15 protein-coding genes and 1 pseudogene are annotated in these 17,514 nt (G+C 47.6%); 4 read left to right on the top strand and 12 right to left on the bottom strand.

The window, feature by feature from the left end; genetic code table 11:
* A partial coding sequence (locus G470_RS14120; protein ID WP_156908012.1) for an IS30 family transposase occupies positions 1-311 on the top strand: 311 nt, incomplete at its 5' end.
* Between the two features lie 200 nt (positions 312-511).
* Here G470_RS14120 and upp read toward each other — a convergent pair.
* From upp to G470_RS13125, 11 genes are all read right to left on the bottom strand, one after another.
* Positions 512-1,141, bottom strand: a complete 630-nt coding sequence (upp, locus tag G470_RS0108125; RefSeq protein ID WP_028274397.1) for a uracil phosphoribosyltransferase — start codon at positions 1,139-1,141, stop codon at positions 512-514.
* Between the two features lie 82 nt (positions 1,142-1,223).
* The gene (locus tag G470_RS0108120) at positions 1,224-2,240 is read right to left on the bottom strand and encodes an L-threonylcarbamoyladenylate synthase (protein WP_028274396.1); all 1,017 of its coding nucleotides are present in this window, start codon (positions 2,238-2,240) and stop codon (positions 1,224-1,226) included.
* 148 nt (positions 2,241-2,388) lie between these two features.
* A complete protein-coding gene (gene prmC / locus G470_RS0108115) occupies positions 2,389-3,261 on the bottom strand; it encodes a peptide chain release factor N(5)-glutamine methyltransferase (RefSeq protein WP_028274395.1) in 873 nt (290 codons plus the stop codon).
* Complete coding sequence (gene prfA / locus G470_RS0108110) at positions 3,251-4,327, bottom strand: peptide chain release factor 1 (protein ID WP_028274394.1); 1,077 nt, start codon at positions 4,325-4,327, stop codon at positions 3,251-3,253. Before prfA ends, prmC begins: the two co-directional genes overlap by 11 nt.
* Positions 4,320-4,928, bottom strand: coding sequence for a thymidine kinase (locus tag G470_RS0108105; protein ID WP_028274393.1), 609 nt, complete (start codon positions 4,926-4,928; stop codon positions 4,320-4,322). Before G470_RS0108105 ends, prfA begins: the two co-directional genes overlap by 8 nt.
* A 123-nt stretch (positions 4,929-5,051) precedes the next feature.
* Positions 5,052-6,005: a mannose-6-phosphate isomerase, class I gene (gene manA, locus G470_RS0108100; RefSeq protein WP_028274392.1), complete on the bottom strand. Its 954-nt coding sequence runs from the start codon at positions 6,003-6,005 to the stop codon at positions 5,052-5,054.
* A 110-nt stretch (positions 6,006-6,115) separates the two neighbouring features.
* The gene (locus G470_RS0108095) at positions 6,116-6,970 is read right to left on the bottom strand and encodes a VOC family protein (protein ID WP_028274391.1); all 855 of its coding nucleotides are present in this window, start codon (positions 6,968-6,970) and stop codon (positions 6,116-6,118) included.
* 289 nt (positions 6,971-7,259) lie between these two features.
* A complete protein-coding gene (locus G470_RS13135; RefSeq protein ID WP_051258509.1) occupies positions 7,260-9,128 on the bottom strand; it encodes an ABC transporter ATP-binding protein in 1,869 nt (622 codons plus the stop codon).
* Positions 9,128-10,849 (bottom strand): ABC transporter ATP-binding protein, encoded by a 1,722-nt coding sequence (locus tag G470_RS0108085; protein ID WP_035445364.1) that lies wholly within the window; start codon positions 10,847-10,849, stop codon positions 9,128-9,130. Before G470_RS0108085 ends, G470_RS13135 begins: the two co-directional genes overlap by 1 nt.
* Entirely contained in the window at positions 10,846-11,502 is a 657-nt protein-coding gene (locus G470_RS13130; RefSeq protein WP_051258508.1) for a TetR/AcrR family transcriptional regulator, read from the bottom strand. Before G470_RS13130 ends, G470_RS0108085 begins: the two co-directional genes overlap by 4 nt.
* A gap of 195 nt (positions 11,503-11,697) precedes the next feature.
* Positions 11,698-12,921: an AI-2E family transporter gene (locus G470_RS13125; RefSeq protein WP_240470664.1), complete on the bottom strand. Its 1,224-nt coding sequence runs from the start codon at positions 12,919-12,921 to the stop codon at positions 11,698-11,700.
* Between the two features lie 235 nt (positions 12,922-13,156).
* Between G470_RS13125 and G470_RS0108070 the strand changes: the two genes are divergently transcribed.
* The 3 genes from G470_RS0108070 (at position 13,157) to G470_RS13120 (ending at position 17,228) form a co-directional block, all read left to right on the top strand.
* Positions 13,157-15,259: a CDP-glycerol glycerophosphotransferase family protein gene (locus tag G470_RS0108070; protein WP_028274389.1), complete on the top strand. Its 2,103-nt coding sequence runs from the start codon at positions 13,157-13,159 to the stop codon at positions 15,257-15,259.
* Positions 15,260-15,353: 94 nt separating this feature from the next.
* Positions 15,354-16,391, top strand: a complete 1,038-nt coding sequence (locus G470_RS0108065; RefSeq protein ID WP_028274388.1) for a lactonase family protein — start codon at positions 15,354-15,356, stop codon at positions 16,389-16,391.
* A 162-nt stretch (positions 16,392-16,553) separates the two neighbouring features.
* Entirely contained in the window at positions 16,554-17,228 is a 675-nt protein-coding gene (locus G470_RS13120) for a VOC family protein (protein ID WP_051258507.1), read from the top strand.
* Between the two features lie 85 nt (positions 17,229-17,313).
* On the opposite strand, the pseudogene G470_RS14710 reads toward G470_RS13120, so the two are convergent.
* Positions 17,314-17,514: pseudogene (locus G470_RS14710) on the bottom strand (IS30 family transposase); the annotation flags it as partial.

Below are 17,514 nucleotides of genomic sequence, written 5' to 3'. Positions count from 1 at the left end.
TCAAATCGATTATTTTTGATTGCGGGAAAGAATTTTCAAACTGGAAAAACATCAGCAATCAACAGGATATCGACATTTATTTTGCAGACCCAGGCACGCCCTCTCAAAGAGCTCTAAATGAAAATTCAAATGGGTTACTACGAAAAACCGGTCTACCAAAAGAAATGGATTTCAATTCAGTTACACAAGAGTACATTTCAAGCGTTTCTTCTAGAAGAAACAACATTCCAAGAAAGTCATTAAATTATCGAACACCACTTGAGTGTTTCTTAGATCATGTAGACAATGATATTTTGTCTCGCTTAATTTGACAAATCAAATTATGAAAAAAGAAACCGGGTTAATACATGTTACCGAAATATGGCAAATTTCTAACAAAAACTTTTCCGTTTTTTATAGAATCCGCTTTCTTTTTTACCGAAAATTCCACTCCCGTTTTTTGAGTAAAAACAAAAAAACTCTGTGGGCCATCCAAGTGACGGCACACAGAGTTTTTTTGTGGAACGCCGCCTTAAAGTGTTCCGAACAAACGGTCACCGGCGTCGCCTAAACCAGGTACGATATATGCATCTTCGTTCAGTTTTTCATCCAATGCGGCGGCATAAATGTCCACATCCGGGTGGGCAGTCTGCAAAGCTTCTACACCTTCAGGAACTGCAACCAAGCAGACAAATTTGATGGATGTGGCTCCACGTTTCTTCAACGCATCAATCGCAGCAATTGCGGAAGCCCCTGTCGCTAACATTGGGTCTACTACAAGAAGCTGACGTTCATTGATGTCGGAAGGCAGTTTGACGAAATACTCTACCGCTTCCAGTGTTTCAGGATCCCGGTAAATTCCAACGTGTCCTACTTTTGCAGCTGGAATCAGATCCAACATTCCATCGACCATTCCCAATCCTGCACGCAAAATCGGAATGATGGCAACTTTTTTTCCGGACAATTGCTTTTGGATGGATTTGACGATCGGCGTTTCGATTTCAACGTCTTCTAACGGCATATCACGAGAAACTTCGTATGCCAACAAACGCGCGACCTCATTCACAACTTCCCTAAAGTACTTTGTTCCGGTACGTTTGTCACGTAGAATCGTTATTTTATGCTGGATTAATGGATGGTCTATGACCTGAAAATTTCCCATGTACGTCCGCTCCTTTTCCATTTTTTATTCAAACAATCCCATTGTAGCGAAAGTTTGTCGAAGATGCCACTTTTTTTCTTTTTTAAATGTATTTTTTCCCTGCTGCTTTTTCCAAACGGTTCATGAACGCCTGCCCGATATCCAATTCGGCATACGACTCCGCCAGGATAACGGTCGCCTCCGTGGTCTCAAAATACCGCAGGCCGGAGTACAACAACCTGCTGGCTTCACGCACATTCTCTTTCGGTCCCAGCGAATAAACAGCTGCCGCTTCTTTTCCGTACTTGGCGATCAGTTCTTCGCTGGCCAAGAGCCCGATTTTTTCTCCCCGCTCTCGGAAAATCTTCAATGCATGCTCCCAGCCTCGTCCGTCTTCCGCTACCACATAGACGGGTTCTTCCGGGGAATAGTGCGTGTACTTCATGCCCGGAGCTCTTGGCGTTTCAGATTCTTCCACCAGATGTTGGTCCAGAAAAACCGGGCCAATCACCTGTTCCAACTGTTCTTTTGACACCCCTCCCGGACGGAGTATCGTCGGTTTTTCAGGTTCGGTCAAGTCTAACACCGTAGATTCCAAGCCCACCCCGGTTTCGCCGTCGTCCACAATAGCCGCTACTTTCCCCTTCAAATCATGGAACACATGTTGGGCCGTTGTCGGACTCGGTTTGCCGGATGTGTTGGCACTGGGAGCCGCCAATGGTTTGCCGGAACGTTCGATGAGCCGCAGAGCGGATGGACTGTCCGGCATGCGTATCCCGACACTGTCCAACCCGGCGGTGACTGTAGGCGCCAGAGTGCCTTCTTTCAACTCCATGATGATGGTCAGAGGCCCCGGCCAAAACACATCCATCAGCTGCTCGGCTTTATTAGGGATATGTGTCACGTAATCTGTGACCTGCTCTTTGTTCGCAATATGAACAATCAACGGGTTATCGCTCGGACGTCCTTTCGCTTGATAAATCTTTTTGACAGCTTCATCATTGGTCGCATCCGCTCCCAACCCGTAGACCGTTTCTGTTTGAAAAGCAACCAGCTCTCCTTCCTGGATAAACGCGGCTGCTTTTTCAATGTCTGTTGGTTTCAGTATGAGAGTTTCCACAAGTATTCGCCTCTTTCCTTACAAAAAACCCACTCGAATACAGGTGTGGATTGCATAAGCCTGTGGGTCATTCATCTTTAGTTAAACTTGATTCCGTCCCTTTTGCAAGTCAAAGGGACTTCACTTTTCCACAAACGGTGTCGATGGTTCAATTTCTTTTTAACGTCACCCGCACCATACGGTCGTTTCCGGACAAATCCTTTTTTACGCTTACTTCCGCGTGCGGAAAACGGGTTTCAAACAGCTTTTTGACGGCTTCTCCCTGCCGGTAGCCGATTTCCAAATAGATTTTCCCATTTTCAGTCAAAACGGACGGCAACGTCTCGGCAAGGCGGCGGTAAACCGCCAGCCCGCCTTCTTCTGCGAACAAAGCCATCTCCGGCTCGTGTTCCACCACCACCTCGTCCATCACGTCCAGTTCGTCTCTGGCGATGTACGGCGGATTGCTTAACACCACGTCAAACTTCTTCCCTTTGACCGGTTCAATCAAATCCCCTTCAACAAATTTCACGTCTGCTTCCAATTCACGGGCATTGTTTTGGGCAACCGCCAAGGCGTCGGAACTGAGATCCACCGCCGTCACCTCATCTTGAGGTCGTTCTTTTTTTGCGGTGATGGCGATGGCTCCGCTTCCTGTTCCGATGTCCAATACAGTCAACGGCACAGACGGAGCGTCTTCCAAAAACCATTCCACGAGTTCTTCCGTTTCAGGACGCGGAATCAATACTTCCGGAGAAACGTGGAACTTTCGGCCGTAAAACCATTCGTGTCCGATAATGTGTTGAACAGGGACCCCTTCTGCGTGAGTGTGCACATCCTGCAAAAATTGCTGTTTCCGCTCTTCCGGCATCGCGTCCCGGGAATGTTTCATCCAGTCCAGTTTATCCCAACCCAGACGTTCCCGGAGCAGCCATTCCGCTGCGTACCTTTCCCGACCGGAATTTTCCAAAAAAGAAGAAGCCCATTGGAGGACTTCTCTGTACGTTTGATCGGAGTTCGTTTCAGAAGGTTTATGAGTCATGCTGCAATTGCTCCATTTTTTCTGTTTGTTCGTAAATCAGGAGCTGTTGGACAATTTCGTCCAATTTTCCGGCCAAGATTTGATCCAGTTTTTGAATCGTCAACCCGATGCGGTGGTCGGTGACCCGGTTTTGCGGATAGTTGTACGTTCGGATCCGTTCGGAACGGTCTCCGGTTCCAACAGCCAGCTTTCTCTCCGCATCGTATTCGCTCTGTGCTTCTTCCTGCAGTTTGTCGTAGACACGTGCGCGCAATACTTTCATCGCTTTTTCCCGGTTTTTAATCTGGGAACGCTCGTCCTGCATCGCCACGACAATTCCGGTCGGCATGTGGGTCAAACGAACGGCAGAAGCGGTTTTGTTGACGTGCTGTCCGCCGGCACCGCTGGCATGGTAAATGTCGATACGGATGTCGTTCTCGTTGATATCCACTTCAACTTCTTCCGCTTCCGGCATCACCACAACGGTTGCCGTGGACGTGTGCACACGTCCTTGCGATTCGGTCTGCGGCACACGCTGTACCCGGTGGGCGCCGTTTTCGTATTTCAATTTGGAATATACTTTGTCCCCGGTGATCATGACGGTGATTTCTTTATAGCCGCCCAAGTCGTTCTCGCTTGCGCTGAGGACTTCAGTTTTCCAACCTTGAGCTTCTGCGTACTTTTGGTACATGTTGAACAGATCGCCTGCAAAAAGCTGGGCTTCGTCCCCGCCGGCCGCTCCGCGGATTTCCATGATGATGTTGCGGTCATCGCGTTCGTCTTTCGGCAGCAAGAGCACTTGAAGCTGCTCTTCCAGTTCTTCTTTTTCTTTCAACAATTCGGCGCGTTCTTCTTCCGCCATTTCTTTCATTTCCGGCTCCAAAGATTCGCTTAACAGTTCTTCGGTCTCTTCGATGCCTTCGTTGACTTCTTTGTAACGTCGGTACACCGTGACGGTCTCACGGATGTCCCCTTCTTCTTTGCTTAGTTTCATGAAACGGTCGGTGTCGCTGATGACATCCGGGTCGCTGAGCAATTCACTCAATTCCTCATAGCGGCCTTCTACTTGGTCCAATCGATCAAACATTGGCTTCTTCTTCACTTCCTTCAATGAATTCTTGTTTCGGCGGATGATAGTAATGTTTGCGGCAAACCGGATAGTACGATTCGTTGCCGCCGATTTGAATTTGCTCGCCGGTGTACACCGGCTTGCCATCGTGCATCCGCATGTTCATGATGGCTTTTTTGTGGCAGAACCAACAAATGGTTTTCATCTCTTCAATCTTGTCGGCATAGAGCAACAAATACTCGGAGCCTTCAAACAGTTCGTTTCGAAAATCGTTTTTCAATCCGAATGCCATGGTCGGAATGCCTAAATCATCCACAATATGTGCCAATTGGATGACGTGTTCTTTTTTCAAAAACTGGGCTTCATCAATCAATACGCATGCCGGTTTGAAAGAAAGGTCGTTGACTTCTTCAAAAATGTTCGTGTCATCGTAAATCAAGATTGCATCGCGTTTCAATCCAATGCGGCTTGAAATGACACCGACAGAGTCCCGGTTATCGAGCGCACTGGTAAACATCACAACTGGTTTGTTTTGTTCTTCATAGTTGTGGGCCACTTTCAAAATTTCTATGGATTTTCCGCTGTTCATCGCGCCATATTTGAAAAATAATTGTGCCATCGTTTTCTGTACCTACTTTCTCTAGCAGTCCTTTCAAATTATACGGCAAGGCATTTAAAATGACAAGGTTTGAAAACGTGTTTCTGACATATCAAAAAAGAGGGCAAGGCCCTCTTTTTCTTGTTATTCTTTTCCCGGCGTGGAGCTGATGATGTGTAACTCGCCGTCCAAAATCCAGTTGTCGATGTCATTCGGCATGACCAAGTGGTCGCCTTTTTTGAGTGGATACGTGTGTTTGTCCGCAAAGAGCGTGCCGCCGCCGTCCAACACGCTGATCAACGTGTACGGCGCGTCTGCCACCCATTGCGCTTTTCCGTCCACCAGCCACTCCTGGACTCGGAAGAAAGAGTTGTCAACCAATGTCGTCACCGTCGCGTCTCCCTGCTTTTCCACGTGAATAGCCGGTTCTGGATCAGTATGAGGCACAGTGGTCACTTCAATCGACTGCTTTGTATGAAGCGGACGCGGATTGCCATCGGTCCCTTTGCGATCATAGTCATAGACACGGTACGTGGTGTCGCTCGACTGCTGGGTTTCCAAAATCATGATGCCGCCGCCGATGGCATGGATAGTTCCGCTTGGCACGTAAAAGAAGTCGCCCTTTTTCACTTTGACGCGGCGCAGGAGGTGGTCCCAATCGCCGGACGCAATCATCTCTTCCAATTCCTGCCGCGTTTTGGCATGGTGGCCGTACACAATTTCCGCGTCTTCTTCCGCGTCAATGATGTACCAGCATTCCGTTTTTCCAAGTTCGCCTTCATTGCGCAAACCGTAATCATCGTCCGGATGCACTTGGACAGACAAGTCCTGCGCGGCATCGATGATTTTCGTCAGCAATGGGAACACATCTCCTGAAGCCTGTCCAAACAACTCTCTGTGTTCGCTCCATAATTCATCCAATCGTCTGCCGGCATACGTGCCGTTTTTCACGACAGCCGGGCCGTTGGGGTGTGCACTGATTGCCCACAGCTCTCCAGTTTGATCGTTGTCCAGATCATACCCAAACACATCCCGGAGCTTGGTGCCGCCCCAGATTTTTTCTTGCAGTACTCCTTGTAAAAACAAAGGTTCACTCATCTGACAATCTCCTTCCGACACTTGATTCATACGTTTTCAGTTTACCACATTCAATTGTGAATGGGGAAACAACGTGCGGAAAGAACCGCCAGAAAAGTCAATTGGTTTCTTTAGGCCACTTCAATGTGAAGAGCAATCCCGTTCGGATCTTTCGCAGCAATTTTATCTGCAGAAACACGTTCAAATGTCACGTCTCCGCTTTGCGCAAACCGTTCTTCGATACGGTCAAGCTCTGCAGCGTCTTCCACCAAAATGGTGTAGTATTCCATGCCCAAGTCGCCGGACTGCGGAGCCGCCAAGTCACTTCCGCCCCATGTGTTGGTTCCGATATGGTGGTGGTACAATCCAGCCGCAAAGAATTTCGCTTGTGCGCCGAAGTTGTATTTCAAATCCATCCCCAAAACATCTTTGTAGAAGTGGTCGGATTTTTGCAAGTCCGCCACGAACAAGTGGATGTGCCCCATGTACGTTCCTTCCGGCATACCGGTGTATGTTTCTCTGGAAGCCCCCAAGACACCTTCTGCATCCATTTGGATCGTGATCCCGACGATTTCCCCGTTGTCACGGATATCCCATTCAGAAACCGGTTTGTCCCAGTAAATTTCAATGCCGTTTCCTTCCGGGTCGTTCAAGTAGATGGCTTCACTGTATCCGTGGTCGCTGGCTCCAATAAGCGGATACTGGACTTGGATGATGTGACGCAAAATGGTTCCAAGGTCTCCACGTTCCGGCACAAGCAAGGCAAAGTGGTACATGCCGGCTGCTTTTTTGCGGGTTGCGCCTTCCGCTGCTTGACGGAGAACGAGAAGCACTTCATCGGATTCCATTGCGCCAAACGCTACTTCTTCTTCGCCTTCAGAAAGAATCGGCATTCCCAAGATAGCGGAATAAAATTTCTTCATGTTGTCCATGTTTTGGACGTTCAGTACTACTTTACCCATTTTGATGTTTTCGCTTAGTTTCATGTATTGTTTACCTGCCTTTGTTTTTTACGACTTACTTTTAGTAAGTATACACAAGATTTCATATTGATGCAACTCTTTCTTAATTCTTTTCGTGTTTCATCATAGATTTTTCATATTCCCCTATTATAGTAAGAGTAACCCAACAACCAAACGAGTTCTTTCTTTACTCCTCCAAATGAATTGAAAGAACCTTTTCCGCCCGAGCAGCTTGTTCGGGCGGTTTTTGTGCGCAGGCGTGGCACAAAAAAGAGCAGCGGAACTGACTCCGCTGCTCTTTCGTCGTTTGTATTTACATGACCGGCAATGGTTCCGGTTCGGCTTCGCCTTCAAACTGACTATTGTACAAATCGGCATAAAACCCGTCTTGTTCCATCAGTTCATCGTGGGAACCTGTTTCCATCACATCGCCTTGGTTCATCACCACAATTTTATCTGCATCACGGATAGTGGACAGACGGTGTGCGATGACAAAACTGGTCCGGCCTTCCAGCAATTTTTCCATTGCCCGTTGAATCAAGATTTCTGTACGGGTATCTACACTGGAAGTCGCTTCGTCCAAGATCAACACTTCCGGATCCGACAAGAACGCACGGGCGATGGTAATTAACTGACGCTGCCCCTGAGACACGTTGGTTCCTTCTTCGTTCAAAACGGTTTGGTATCCGTCCGGCAAGCGGCGGACAAAGTCGTCTACGTGAGCCGCTTTTGCGGCAGCCAAGACTTCATTGGGTTCCGCGTTTTCCGTCCCGTACACAATGTTGTCCCAAATCGTTCCATTGAAGAGCCACGTATCCTGCAAAACCATGGAAAAGTTTTTCCGCAGCTCTGCTTTTGGAATATCCCGGATGTCCACGCCTTCGTAGCGGATGCTGCCGCCTTTGACATCGTAGAAACGCTGCAACAAGTTGATCAACGTTGTTTTTCCTGCTCCGGTCGGTCCAACGATGGCGATCATTTCGCCTTCTTCCACCTGCAGGTTAAAGTCGGTCATCAACAACGGCTCGTCGTCTCCGCCATATCCAAATTGGACGTGTTCGAATTCCACTTTGTATGGTGTGTCTGGTTTTGGTGCCACTCCAGACGGCACTTCCACCATTTCTTCTTCATCCAAAATCTCAAATACCCGTTCCGCAGAAGCGATGGTCACTTGAATGGTATTGGCTAGGTTGGCCAACTGACGCATCGGCTGACTGAATTGGTTGACGTATTGAAGGAACGCTTGGACGTCCCCGATCGCCATGGTGCCGCTTGCGACTCCCAGTCCACCGACGATTGCCACTCCCAAGTAACCTAAGTCTCTTGAAAAACTCATCAACGGCATCATGATTCCAGAATAAAATTGGGCTTTCCACGATGCTTCGTTCAACTTGGCGCTCTGTTTATCAAACTTTTCAATTTCTTTTTCTTCCTGGTTGTAGGTTTTGACAATCGCATGGCCGGAAAATGTTTCCTCCACATGGTCATTCAAAATCCCCAGTTCTTTTTGCTGCGCGGCAAATTGTTTTTGCGCACGCGGTGCCACTAACGCAATCAATCCCAGACTCACCGGCACGGTAATGATGGTGATCAACGTCAACTGTACATTCAAAATCAGCATGGTGATCAACACTGTGAAGAACTGGACCACACTGATGATGAACTGACTCAGTGATTGTTGCAACGTGTTGGAAATCTGGTCCATGTCATTGATGGCACGGGACATGATTTCACCTGTTGAGTTCTTGTCAAAAAACTCAATCGGCAGCCGGCTCATTTTTTCCTTTAAGTCTTTTCTGAGGTCATAAACAGTCCGCTGTGCCACACGTGCGGTGACGAACTGTTGGAAGTAGCGGAAAACCGCCGCAGACAAGTACACGACAATCACTGTAATCATGATCTCCCGTAAAACACCGAAGTCAATCGGGTACACCGTCACCGTTTCGCCTGCTTCTCTGAGCGCTTGTCCTTCTTGAACGCCGCGATAAATTTCCGTCGTAGCCAACCCCAAAATTCGAGGAGCTTGAGCGGTCAACACGGTGGCAGCGATAGCCAACGCCAATGTCAGCACCAACAGCCAGAAACGGGTGGACATGTACCGGACTAAGCGGGCGGTTGTGCCCCAGAAGTTCTTGGCTTTTCTTGGCCGCATTTGACCGGCGCCTTTCTTTTTCTCTTCCATTAAATCTCCTCTCCTTTCATTTGAGAGTTCATAATGTCTTGATACACTTCGTTTGTTTCTTTCAGTTCTTCGTGCGTGCCTTTTCCGACCAGTTTTCCATTATCCAATACAAGAATAGTATCTGCATCGGTCACTGTATTGATTCGTTGAGCGATCAAGACAACGATGGAATCTCTGGTTTCAGGTTTCAAGGCTTTCCGCAGCTGGGAATCGGTCTTGAAGTCCAATGCAGAGAAGGAATCGTCAAAGACATAGACATCTGCTTTTGTGACCAATGCCCGGGCAATACTCAAACGTTGGCGCTGCCCGCCGGAGAAGTTGCTTCCGCCCTGCTCCACACGGGAATCCAGTCCTTGAGGAAGTCTGGAAACAAACTCCGCACCTTGGGCGATTTCCAACGCATGCCAAATTTCTTCATCGGTGGCACCCGGTTTGCCGTACTGCATGTTTTCGCGGATGGTTCCGGAGAATAAAAGGGCTTTTTGCGGTGCATAGCCGATCAAACTGCGCAGATCGTGTTGAGAAACATCCCGGACGTCCATGCCGTTGATTCGTACGCTTCCGGATTCCACATCATACAAACGCAGAATCAAATTGGACAGCGTTGTTTTTCCAGATCCCGTTCCGCCGATGATGGCCACCGTCTCTCCTCTTCTGGCTTCAAAATCAATGCCTTCAAGCGCCGGTTTTTCAGCGCCCGTGTAGCGGAAGGATACGTCGTCAAATTCCAATGAGACATTTTTCTTTTTTTCCAATGTGGCTGTTTTTTCTGCGTCCAAGATGGAGTTCGGTGTGTCCAATACTTCAAGGACCCGTTCCGCTGCCACTTGACCCCGCGGAAGAAAGAACAAGACCATGGATACGTTCATGACGCCGATCAAAATAAACATCGCATAGGTCAAGAATGCCACCATATTCCCCACACGCATGTCTCCTGTGCTGACAAGCTGCGCGCCGATACTAATGATCAAGACATTTGTGACACTGATGGCAAACGTCATGGACGGCATCATGAAGCCCATGATGGTAAATGCTTTGATCGCTGTGTCTCTAAAATCTTGGTTCGCTTCATCGAATCGTTCTTCTTCATAGTCACTCGTATTGAACGCACGGATCACTCGGATTCCTGTCAATCCTTCACGGAAAATACGGTTCAAGCGGTCCGTTTTCAATTGCAATGAACGGAAGTACGGGCTGGCAAACCGTAAAATGACTCCCAGCAAGACCGCCAACAGCGGGATGGAAATCAAGAAAACTGGAGCCAACTGCGGTTCGCGCTGGTAAGCCATGAACCCTGCAACGCCCATCATGATTGGAGCCATCGCCATGATTCTCAAAGCTAGCATCGTCACAAATTGAATCTGCATCACATCATTGGTTGTCCGCGTAATCAACGTGGAGGTTCCAAGACGGTCCATCTCTTCATTAGCAAAATACGACACTCTCCGGTACAACTTGTTACGCAATTTTTCTCCCAACCCTTGGGACTCCAGAGATGCCAACCGAACGTTCAAAAATGCTGCGACAATGTTCAAGAATGTCACTCCAAGCATGACCATTCCCACACGAACGATGTAGCCGATGTCCCCTTCTGCGACACCAAAGTCAATGATGTTCGCCGTAAAGGTCGGCAGCAGCATCATCCCGATTACTTGGATGAGAATAAAGAACACCGTTAAAAATACTTTCCATGGATTCATCCATTTCCATAATCGAATCATTTATCTTCCTTCTTTCTCTTTTCTGTTGTGGGTACTTTCCTCACGCCGTCAGCAATCCAACCCAACCGTCTCAAAAAACACTGTTTGGTTTCTTCGGTGGTCCATTCTTTTGAGAAACCTTCCATAATCGCCTGGTTTAACATACTGATGATGTGTTTCATCAATTCAACCCGTTCTTCTGGCGTCTCGATTTTCAAAGAGTCCCAGTCGATGACGTCCACTACCCGTTCGCCGGTCTTTTGATAAGACTGGCGGATGGAATTGACCAATGCAACGCCGACTTCCCGGCTTACTTGATAGTCCATATATAAGTACATGTTTTTGAAGAATCCCACTTTTTCGGAATCCATCACGGCTTGGATGTATTCCTGACCGAACCTTTTGTACCCTTCAATGAACTCTCCGTTTGCTTTTTTAAAATTTCTCTTCATCAGCTGCTTGGAATTGTATTTGAAAATACTGATGAGGTAAAAGTACAAATCATTTTTGTCTTCAAAATATTGATAAAAGCTGCCGCGGGAAATTTCGGCATATTTGATGATGTTCGCTATGGAAGCCTGATTGACCGGCACATGAGCAAACTCTTTCATCGCCGCATCAATCAACCGCTGACGCTTTTCTTCCGACAAATTGAAAAAAGTTTTTGTTGGCATGTCTTCCTCTCTTTCCTTTATAATGGTCCTATTTATCTATTTGTGACACCGTGTCACTTTTTTAAACAGCATCCATTATTATAAGTGACACGGTGTCACATGTCAAGTCCTCACCTCTTTCTCCTCCCTCGGGTGTCGAGTGGAGACAAAGCAAAAAGCCGGGATGTCCTCCCGGCTTTTTGCTTCCTCTACTTTTTATTTGAGAATTCTATTCTCGTCGGATTCTTCCACCAACGCTTTAGAAGGATCCGGCTTCAGTACACCTTCTTCGTACAGTCCGGAAACATCCCGGTACCACAGGAAGACATGGGCAGCAATGATTTTTAAGATGGCATAGCCCGGTACCCCTAAAATCAAGCCGGTGACACCGAACAACCGACCGGCCACCAATAAGATAAACAAAATGGTCACCGGGTGGATTTTCAAGTTGCTTCCAAGGATTTGCGGTGAAATGATACGTCCTTCAATGACTTGTTCCACCCCAAACACAACCAATACTTTCAACAGCATAAAAGGAGAATCCACCAATGCAATGACCAGCGCCGGAACCGTCGCGACAATGGAACCCAAATAAGGAATCAGGTTCAACACTCCGGCCAGCACGCCCAAAGTCACTGCATAATCCAGCCCCACAATGGCGAATCCCAGCCAAAACATGATTCCAACAGACAAGGCTACCAGCAACTGTCCGCGAATATACGAACTGAGCTGCGAATTCATCTCTGAAAATACTTGTTTCAACTTTGCCCGGACAGTAATCGGAACGAATTGGAAAACGTAGTCCGGCAGGTTGTCCCCGTCTTTCAACAAATAGTACAAAATCACCGGGAATGTAAACAGTGTGATGAAGAATTGGGCCACAATCCCAATAAAACTGCCGATTCCTCCCACGGTCGCGTCAATGATGGTGGTTCCTTGATCGGAGAGTACCGAGACCAGATCTGTCTCATTGATTTGTACCATTAATTCTGAAAAAATCTCCGTGTTAAGCAAATCGTCCAGCTGCGTCACGATATTTTCCCAATAGACCGGCCATTCCGTCACAAACGTCACAATCTGATCCCGGATAATCGGCAGGACAATCGCAATGCCCAGCACCACGAACAAGATCAACAAACTGAGCAGCAGAACCGTCGCGGATTGTCGGGAAAAATTCTTCTTTTCCAGCCACGCCACCATCGGGCTGATTAAATAGTACAAAATTCCCGAGAAAACGATTGGCGGACCTATGATTTCCAACGTAATCCCAATCGGGGCAAACAACGGCGAAAGCCGGATGAATAAAAGGATGTTCAAAAAAATCAGCAGCAAAACAAACAAAAGCGCAATAAATTTGTTGTTTATCAGCCAATTCCATATCCATGTTTGTTTCCAATCCTTGTTTCTCATTTTCTTCTGACCTTCCTTCACCGCATTCACTTCCGACAACGACTTTGTTCCTATAAAGTGATTTTTTTATTTCATCTATTTTACCACATCCATATGCCAAACGTATGCCTTTTCAAACGAAATAATATGCTGAGTTCAGAAGAAATCCCTTCTCGTATAGTGGGCCCCATTCTTTTTCTCTAAAAGCGATTGCGAGGAACGCTCGGGATTGATATGATGAAAGCAAACAAAAGATGCCAAACAGCATCTGGAGGTGCAGCATACAATGCCATTCAATGAAAATAACCATTCATCAACTAATCACTCAGCGCCCGCCGACACAACGAATCGATTAAAGCACCCTTCCTTTGTACTAGAAAAAACAGAAAAAGGTGCACTCATTTCCGTTGTTTTTCATCCGGACGCTGCACATGAAATAAATGAATTATTGCTGACGGACATTCGCTCCGGCGAAACTTTGTCCATTCAAAACACACCGCAGGAAGACACCAATGTCTTCACACTTGAATACGGACAACTTTTTTCATTGCTCAACGGAGAAAAAACGACTGTTTCGTGTTCGTGGATTTTGTCTTCTTTAGATGAAGAAGATGTTTCCACCAGAAAGCGGCCTGTTTCACTGGCAGCATTTGAAGAAGTGTCTTTGTCAGACTTGAACGCTGACACGCATGACGGAAAACAAGTACAATTTTGTTTGGAAGGCCCCGCCTTGGTTCTTGGGCTAGCGTGCAACCAACCGGCTTCCCGTACAGATTTAATTTCAGAAAATCATGTGGATAAAGTAGAACAAAACGGGCAGGATTTAACTCTTACAGGTTCCTTCACCACTCGTTTGTTCCAAGTGCAGAAATTGGAAGCGAGTATTGAAAACCAAGACGAAAGCATGCATTTCCTCCGCACCGCGTCTTTTAAGCTGGAGCATGCAGACAAAGCCACTCATTCGTATACGTACTCTTACAAAGTTCAACTGCGCTGTTCACAGTTGGCTAAGCAATTGTTTATGGAAAAGAACAAAGACGCTTTCTTCACCCCTTACTTACTGGTTCACTTTGCCGAGATGGAAGCTCCCTTGTCATTGGCTGCCGGCACACCGGCGGATGGAGCGGACGCTTCGTTGTCTTTAGAATCTGTTCAAGCTTTTGGGCGCCTGGCGTATGTGTTCACCCATCGTGTGGATGCGTCCGGCAAGCTGCAACTGTGCGCCTTGTTGTACGACCGCGACACATTGACGTACGCACGTGAACGCTCATCCACCATCTGGCTGACGCGTCCGTTCCATTCCAAAGAGGAAATCTGGCTGGTTGCATCCGGATCACCTTACGAACGATCCTTTAATTCATGGGACTTCTTCCGCTATATACGGGAACAGATGCCGGAAAAAGAGGTGTATTACATCTTGGACCCTTCCTCTGACGAATGGGAAGCGGCTAAAGCCGAAGCCGGTGACCGACTGCTGGCTTACAAATCGGAAGAGTACATCTGGAAATTGCTGGTGTCTTCCGTTTTGATCACCGGTGGAGCACCCCACTTCATCTATCCGTTCGGGACGCCGAACTGGGACAGATACATCCGTGCCAAGAAAGTGATTTTGCCGGACCATTTGTTGGGTCTTTCAGACGAGCGCTGGACGTTCAATCAACAGACCACCTCGCCGAAGGTTCACTTTTTGTTGACAAGTTCCAAAACGGAAAAGCGGTTCGCCGCCGACTCCCTTGGCTTCGAAGACACTGCAGTCGGGTTGACAGGCTTGCCTTACCACGCCAAACTCTTGGAGAGCGCCAAACAGCGTCCCAAAGAGAAGATCCTTCTCTTCCTGCCGCATATTCAGAAACCAAAATGGAGGAGCTACCCAGAACAGTCAGACAACCTCTTTTTGTCTCTGGCACAAAACAACGCATTCAAACGATTCCTTCAAAACACGCCTTTGAAACCGGCCATCATATTGCCGGCATACAAGACGGAAGAAGCCGCATTGTTTGAAGCGGAACAGTGGACCGTCATCCGCGGAACAAGCGAGGAGGAACAAGCCGCCATGTTGAACAGCAGCGTGCTGGTGACCGACTACCACTCAAAGGCCTTGGACTACGGGTTGTTGGAACGACCGATCTTCTTCTATCGTCCGTATACAAGCGATGTGGAATACACCGAGGAATATTCGGACGACACAGCCTCTTCTCTCCGTTCGTATCACAATGAACTGCCGGGGGAAATTGCGGAACGGGAAGACGAATTGATTTACCTCTTGGAACAAATCCAAACGCAAAACTTCGAAATGAGCCGGAAAAACCGCAAGAAAGCGGACGCTCTTTTTGAAAATCGGGACCGACGCGCCAACGAGCGTATTCTCGAACGGATTCAAAACTTATAATTCGACTCTTTTTCTCTGCCTTGTGTTCCCTTTCAGGAATGCAGGGCAGTTATGCTATACTGGAGATGGATTTTATTTAAGGGAGGAATAAGCAATGGATCACAAGATTTTTTTGGGAACGTACACAAAAAAAGACAGTAAAGGAATTTACACCATCACATTGGATACCGACACGCAGGAATTAAAAGACCTGGAGTTGGCCGCGGAAGCCGGAAGTCCGACTTACTTAGATTTATCCAGCGATGCTTCTCTTCTATATTCGGTATTGAAAGAAGACTCCGATCATGGCGGCGTCATTTCCTTCAAGAAAGATGCGGATGGAAACTACCAAAAAGCAGCGGTCTCCACTGCGGAAGGCGCTGCACCATGCTACGTCGCCTACGACGAAAAACGTAACTTCGTGTATACCGCCAATTATCATCAAGGCGAAGTGGCCGTATACAAAACGGATACAGATGGTCAGTTGACCCTGACAGACACCGTCGCTCATTCTGGCAGCAGTGCACATGAAAACCAAGATGCGCCGCATGCCCACTATTTCAACCTCACGCCTGATGAGAAATACTTGATTGCCTGCGATTTGGGAACAGACGAAGTATTTACCTATGAAGTGACAGACGAAGGCAAAATCAATGAAGTGTCCCATGTGAACACGGAACCGGGAACCGGTCCAAGACATGTGGTGTTCCATCCGAACGAAAAATTCGTGTATGTTTTCGGGGAATTGAGCAGTGAAGTGATTGCGATGACGTATGACAAAGACAGCGGCACGTTGGAACCTTTCCAAACCGTTCCGTCCATCCCTGAATCACATACCGATTTCAACAGCGGAGCAGCCATCCGTGTGTCACCGGATGGAAAATTCCTCTACGCATCCAACCGCGGTCACAACTCCTTGGTGTCTTACCGTATAAACGAAACGGACGGCACGTTGGAATTGATTGGTTGGACGTCTACAGAAGGAGACTTCCCGCGTGACTTCAACCTCGATCCTTCCGGAAAGTTTGTGGTTGTCGGCCATCAAGAAAGCGACAACTTGACGTTGTTCGAGCGCGACGAAGACACCGGCCGTTTGACCCTTCTTCAAAAAGATGTTTACGCACCTGAAGTTGTCTGCGTGGCATTTGCATAAAGTGTTTAGACTGTCTCATTTGAGGCAGTCTTCTTTGTCGTAAAAAAACTCGAATTAATTTATCTCGAATTAAACTTACTTATTGTAAGATTATCTGAAGTATGTTATTCTTGCTTTGCAGAACCACTTTAACAAAATGTGGAATAGGAAAGGAGGCGTCTCATGAGTGGTCTACTAGGCATTCACCACATTTCTGCTTTCACCAAATCAAAACAAGAAAATCACTTCTTTTATACGAAAGTGTTGGGGTTGCGGTTGGTCAAAAATACCGTCAACCAAGAACACACTCACATCCGACATCTGTTTTATGGAGATTACACTGGATCGCCGGGCACTCTATTGACGTTTTTCGAACTGCCTCGTGCGGGACAATCTTATTTGGAAAACAATTACTTTTCCACCGTTTCCCTGCTTGTCCCGAAAGGCGCTCTTCCTTACTGGAAAGACCGCCTAGAAAGCTACGAGGTTCAGTCAACGCTGGATGATGAAGGGCTGATTTTCACGGATCCCGACCACATGCCGTTGCGGTTCGTGGAGGCCGGTGGCGAAGAAACAGCCGACTACCCGACCAATCACTCATCGGTTCCAGTCGAAAAACAATTCATCCGTATCTTAGGGATAGACATCGCTGTGGAAAACACAGAGAAAGAGGGCCGGTTCCTTGCAGAATGGCTGAAGATGGAAGAAATGGAAACGCCGCTGGAGTTCACCAATGAAGCGAGGACTTTCTTCCTCCGCTTGGAGCAATCAACCAGTGGAAAACCGACCCGTTTCGGCAAAGGCGCAATCGATCATTTGGCCCTTTCGTATGAATCATTGAACGAATTGGAAACGTAAATTTCAAGTTTAAGTTAGCCACCCCCACCGAGGGAAAACGTGGCCATACCTAATCGGTATATTGCTGTCTGTTTTGGCTCTTGGTTTAGGCTGCCGCCTGTTCCTGCCGGATGGCCTTCACGAAGCAATCGTGTGGCGTCTGGTAGGCTAGGATTTTCCGCGGATAGTCATTCATCCACTGCTGGATCCGGAGGCAGTGGGCTTCGCTCACCGCGCTGATGGCTTTTCCCTTCGGGAGGAAGCGGCGGATGAGCCGGTGCTGGTTCTCGCTGGTCCCGCGTTCCCA

It is taken from the genome of Atopococcus tabaci DSM 17538 (genome assembly GCF_000429585.1).
Taxonomy (GTDB): Bacteria; Bacillota; Bacilli; order Lactobacillales; family Carnobacteriaceae_A; genus Atopococcus; species Atopococcus tabaci.
Note: the sequence above shows the minus strand (reverse complement) of the source record. Positions and strands in the feature narration are given on the sequence as shown.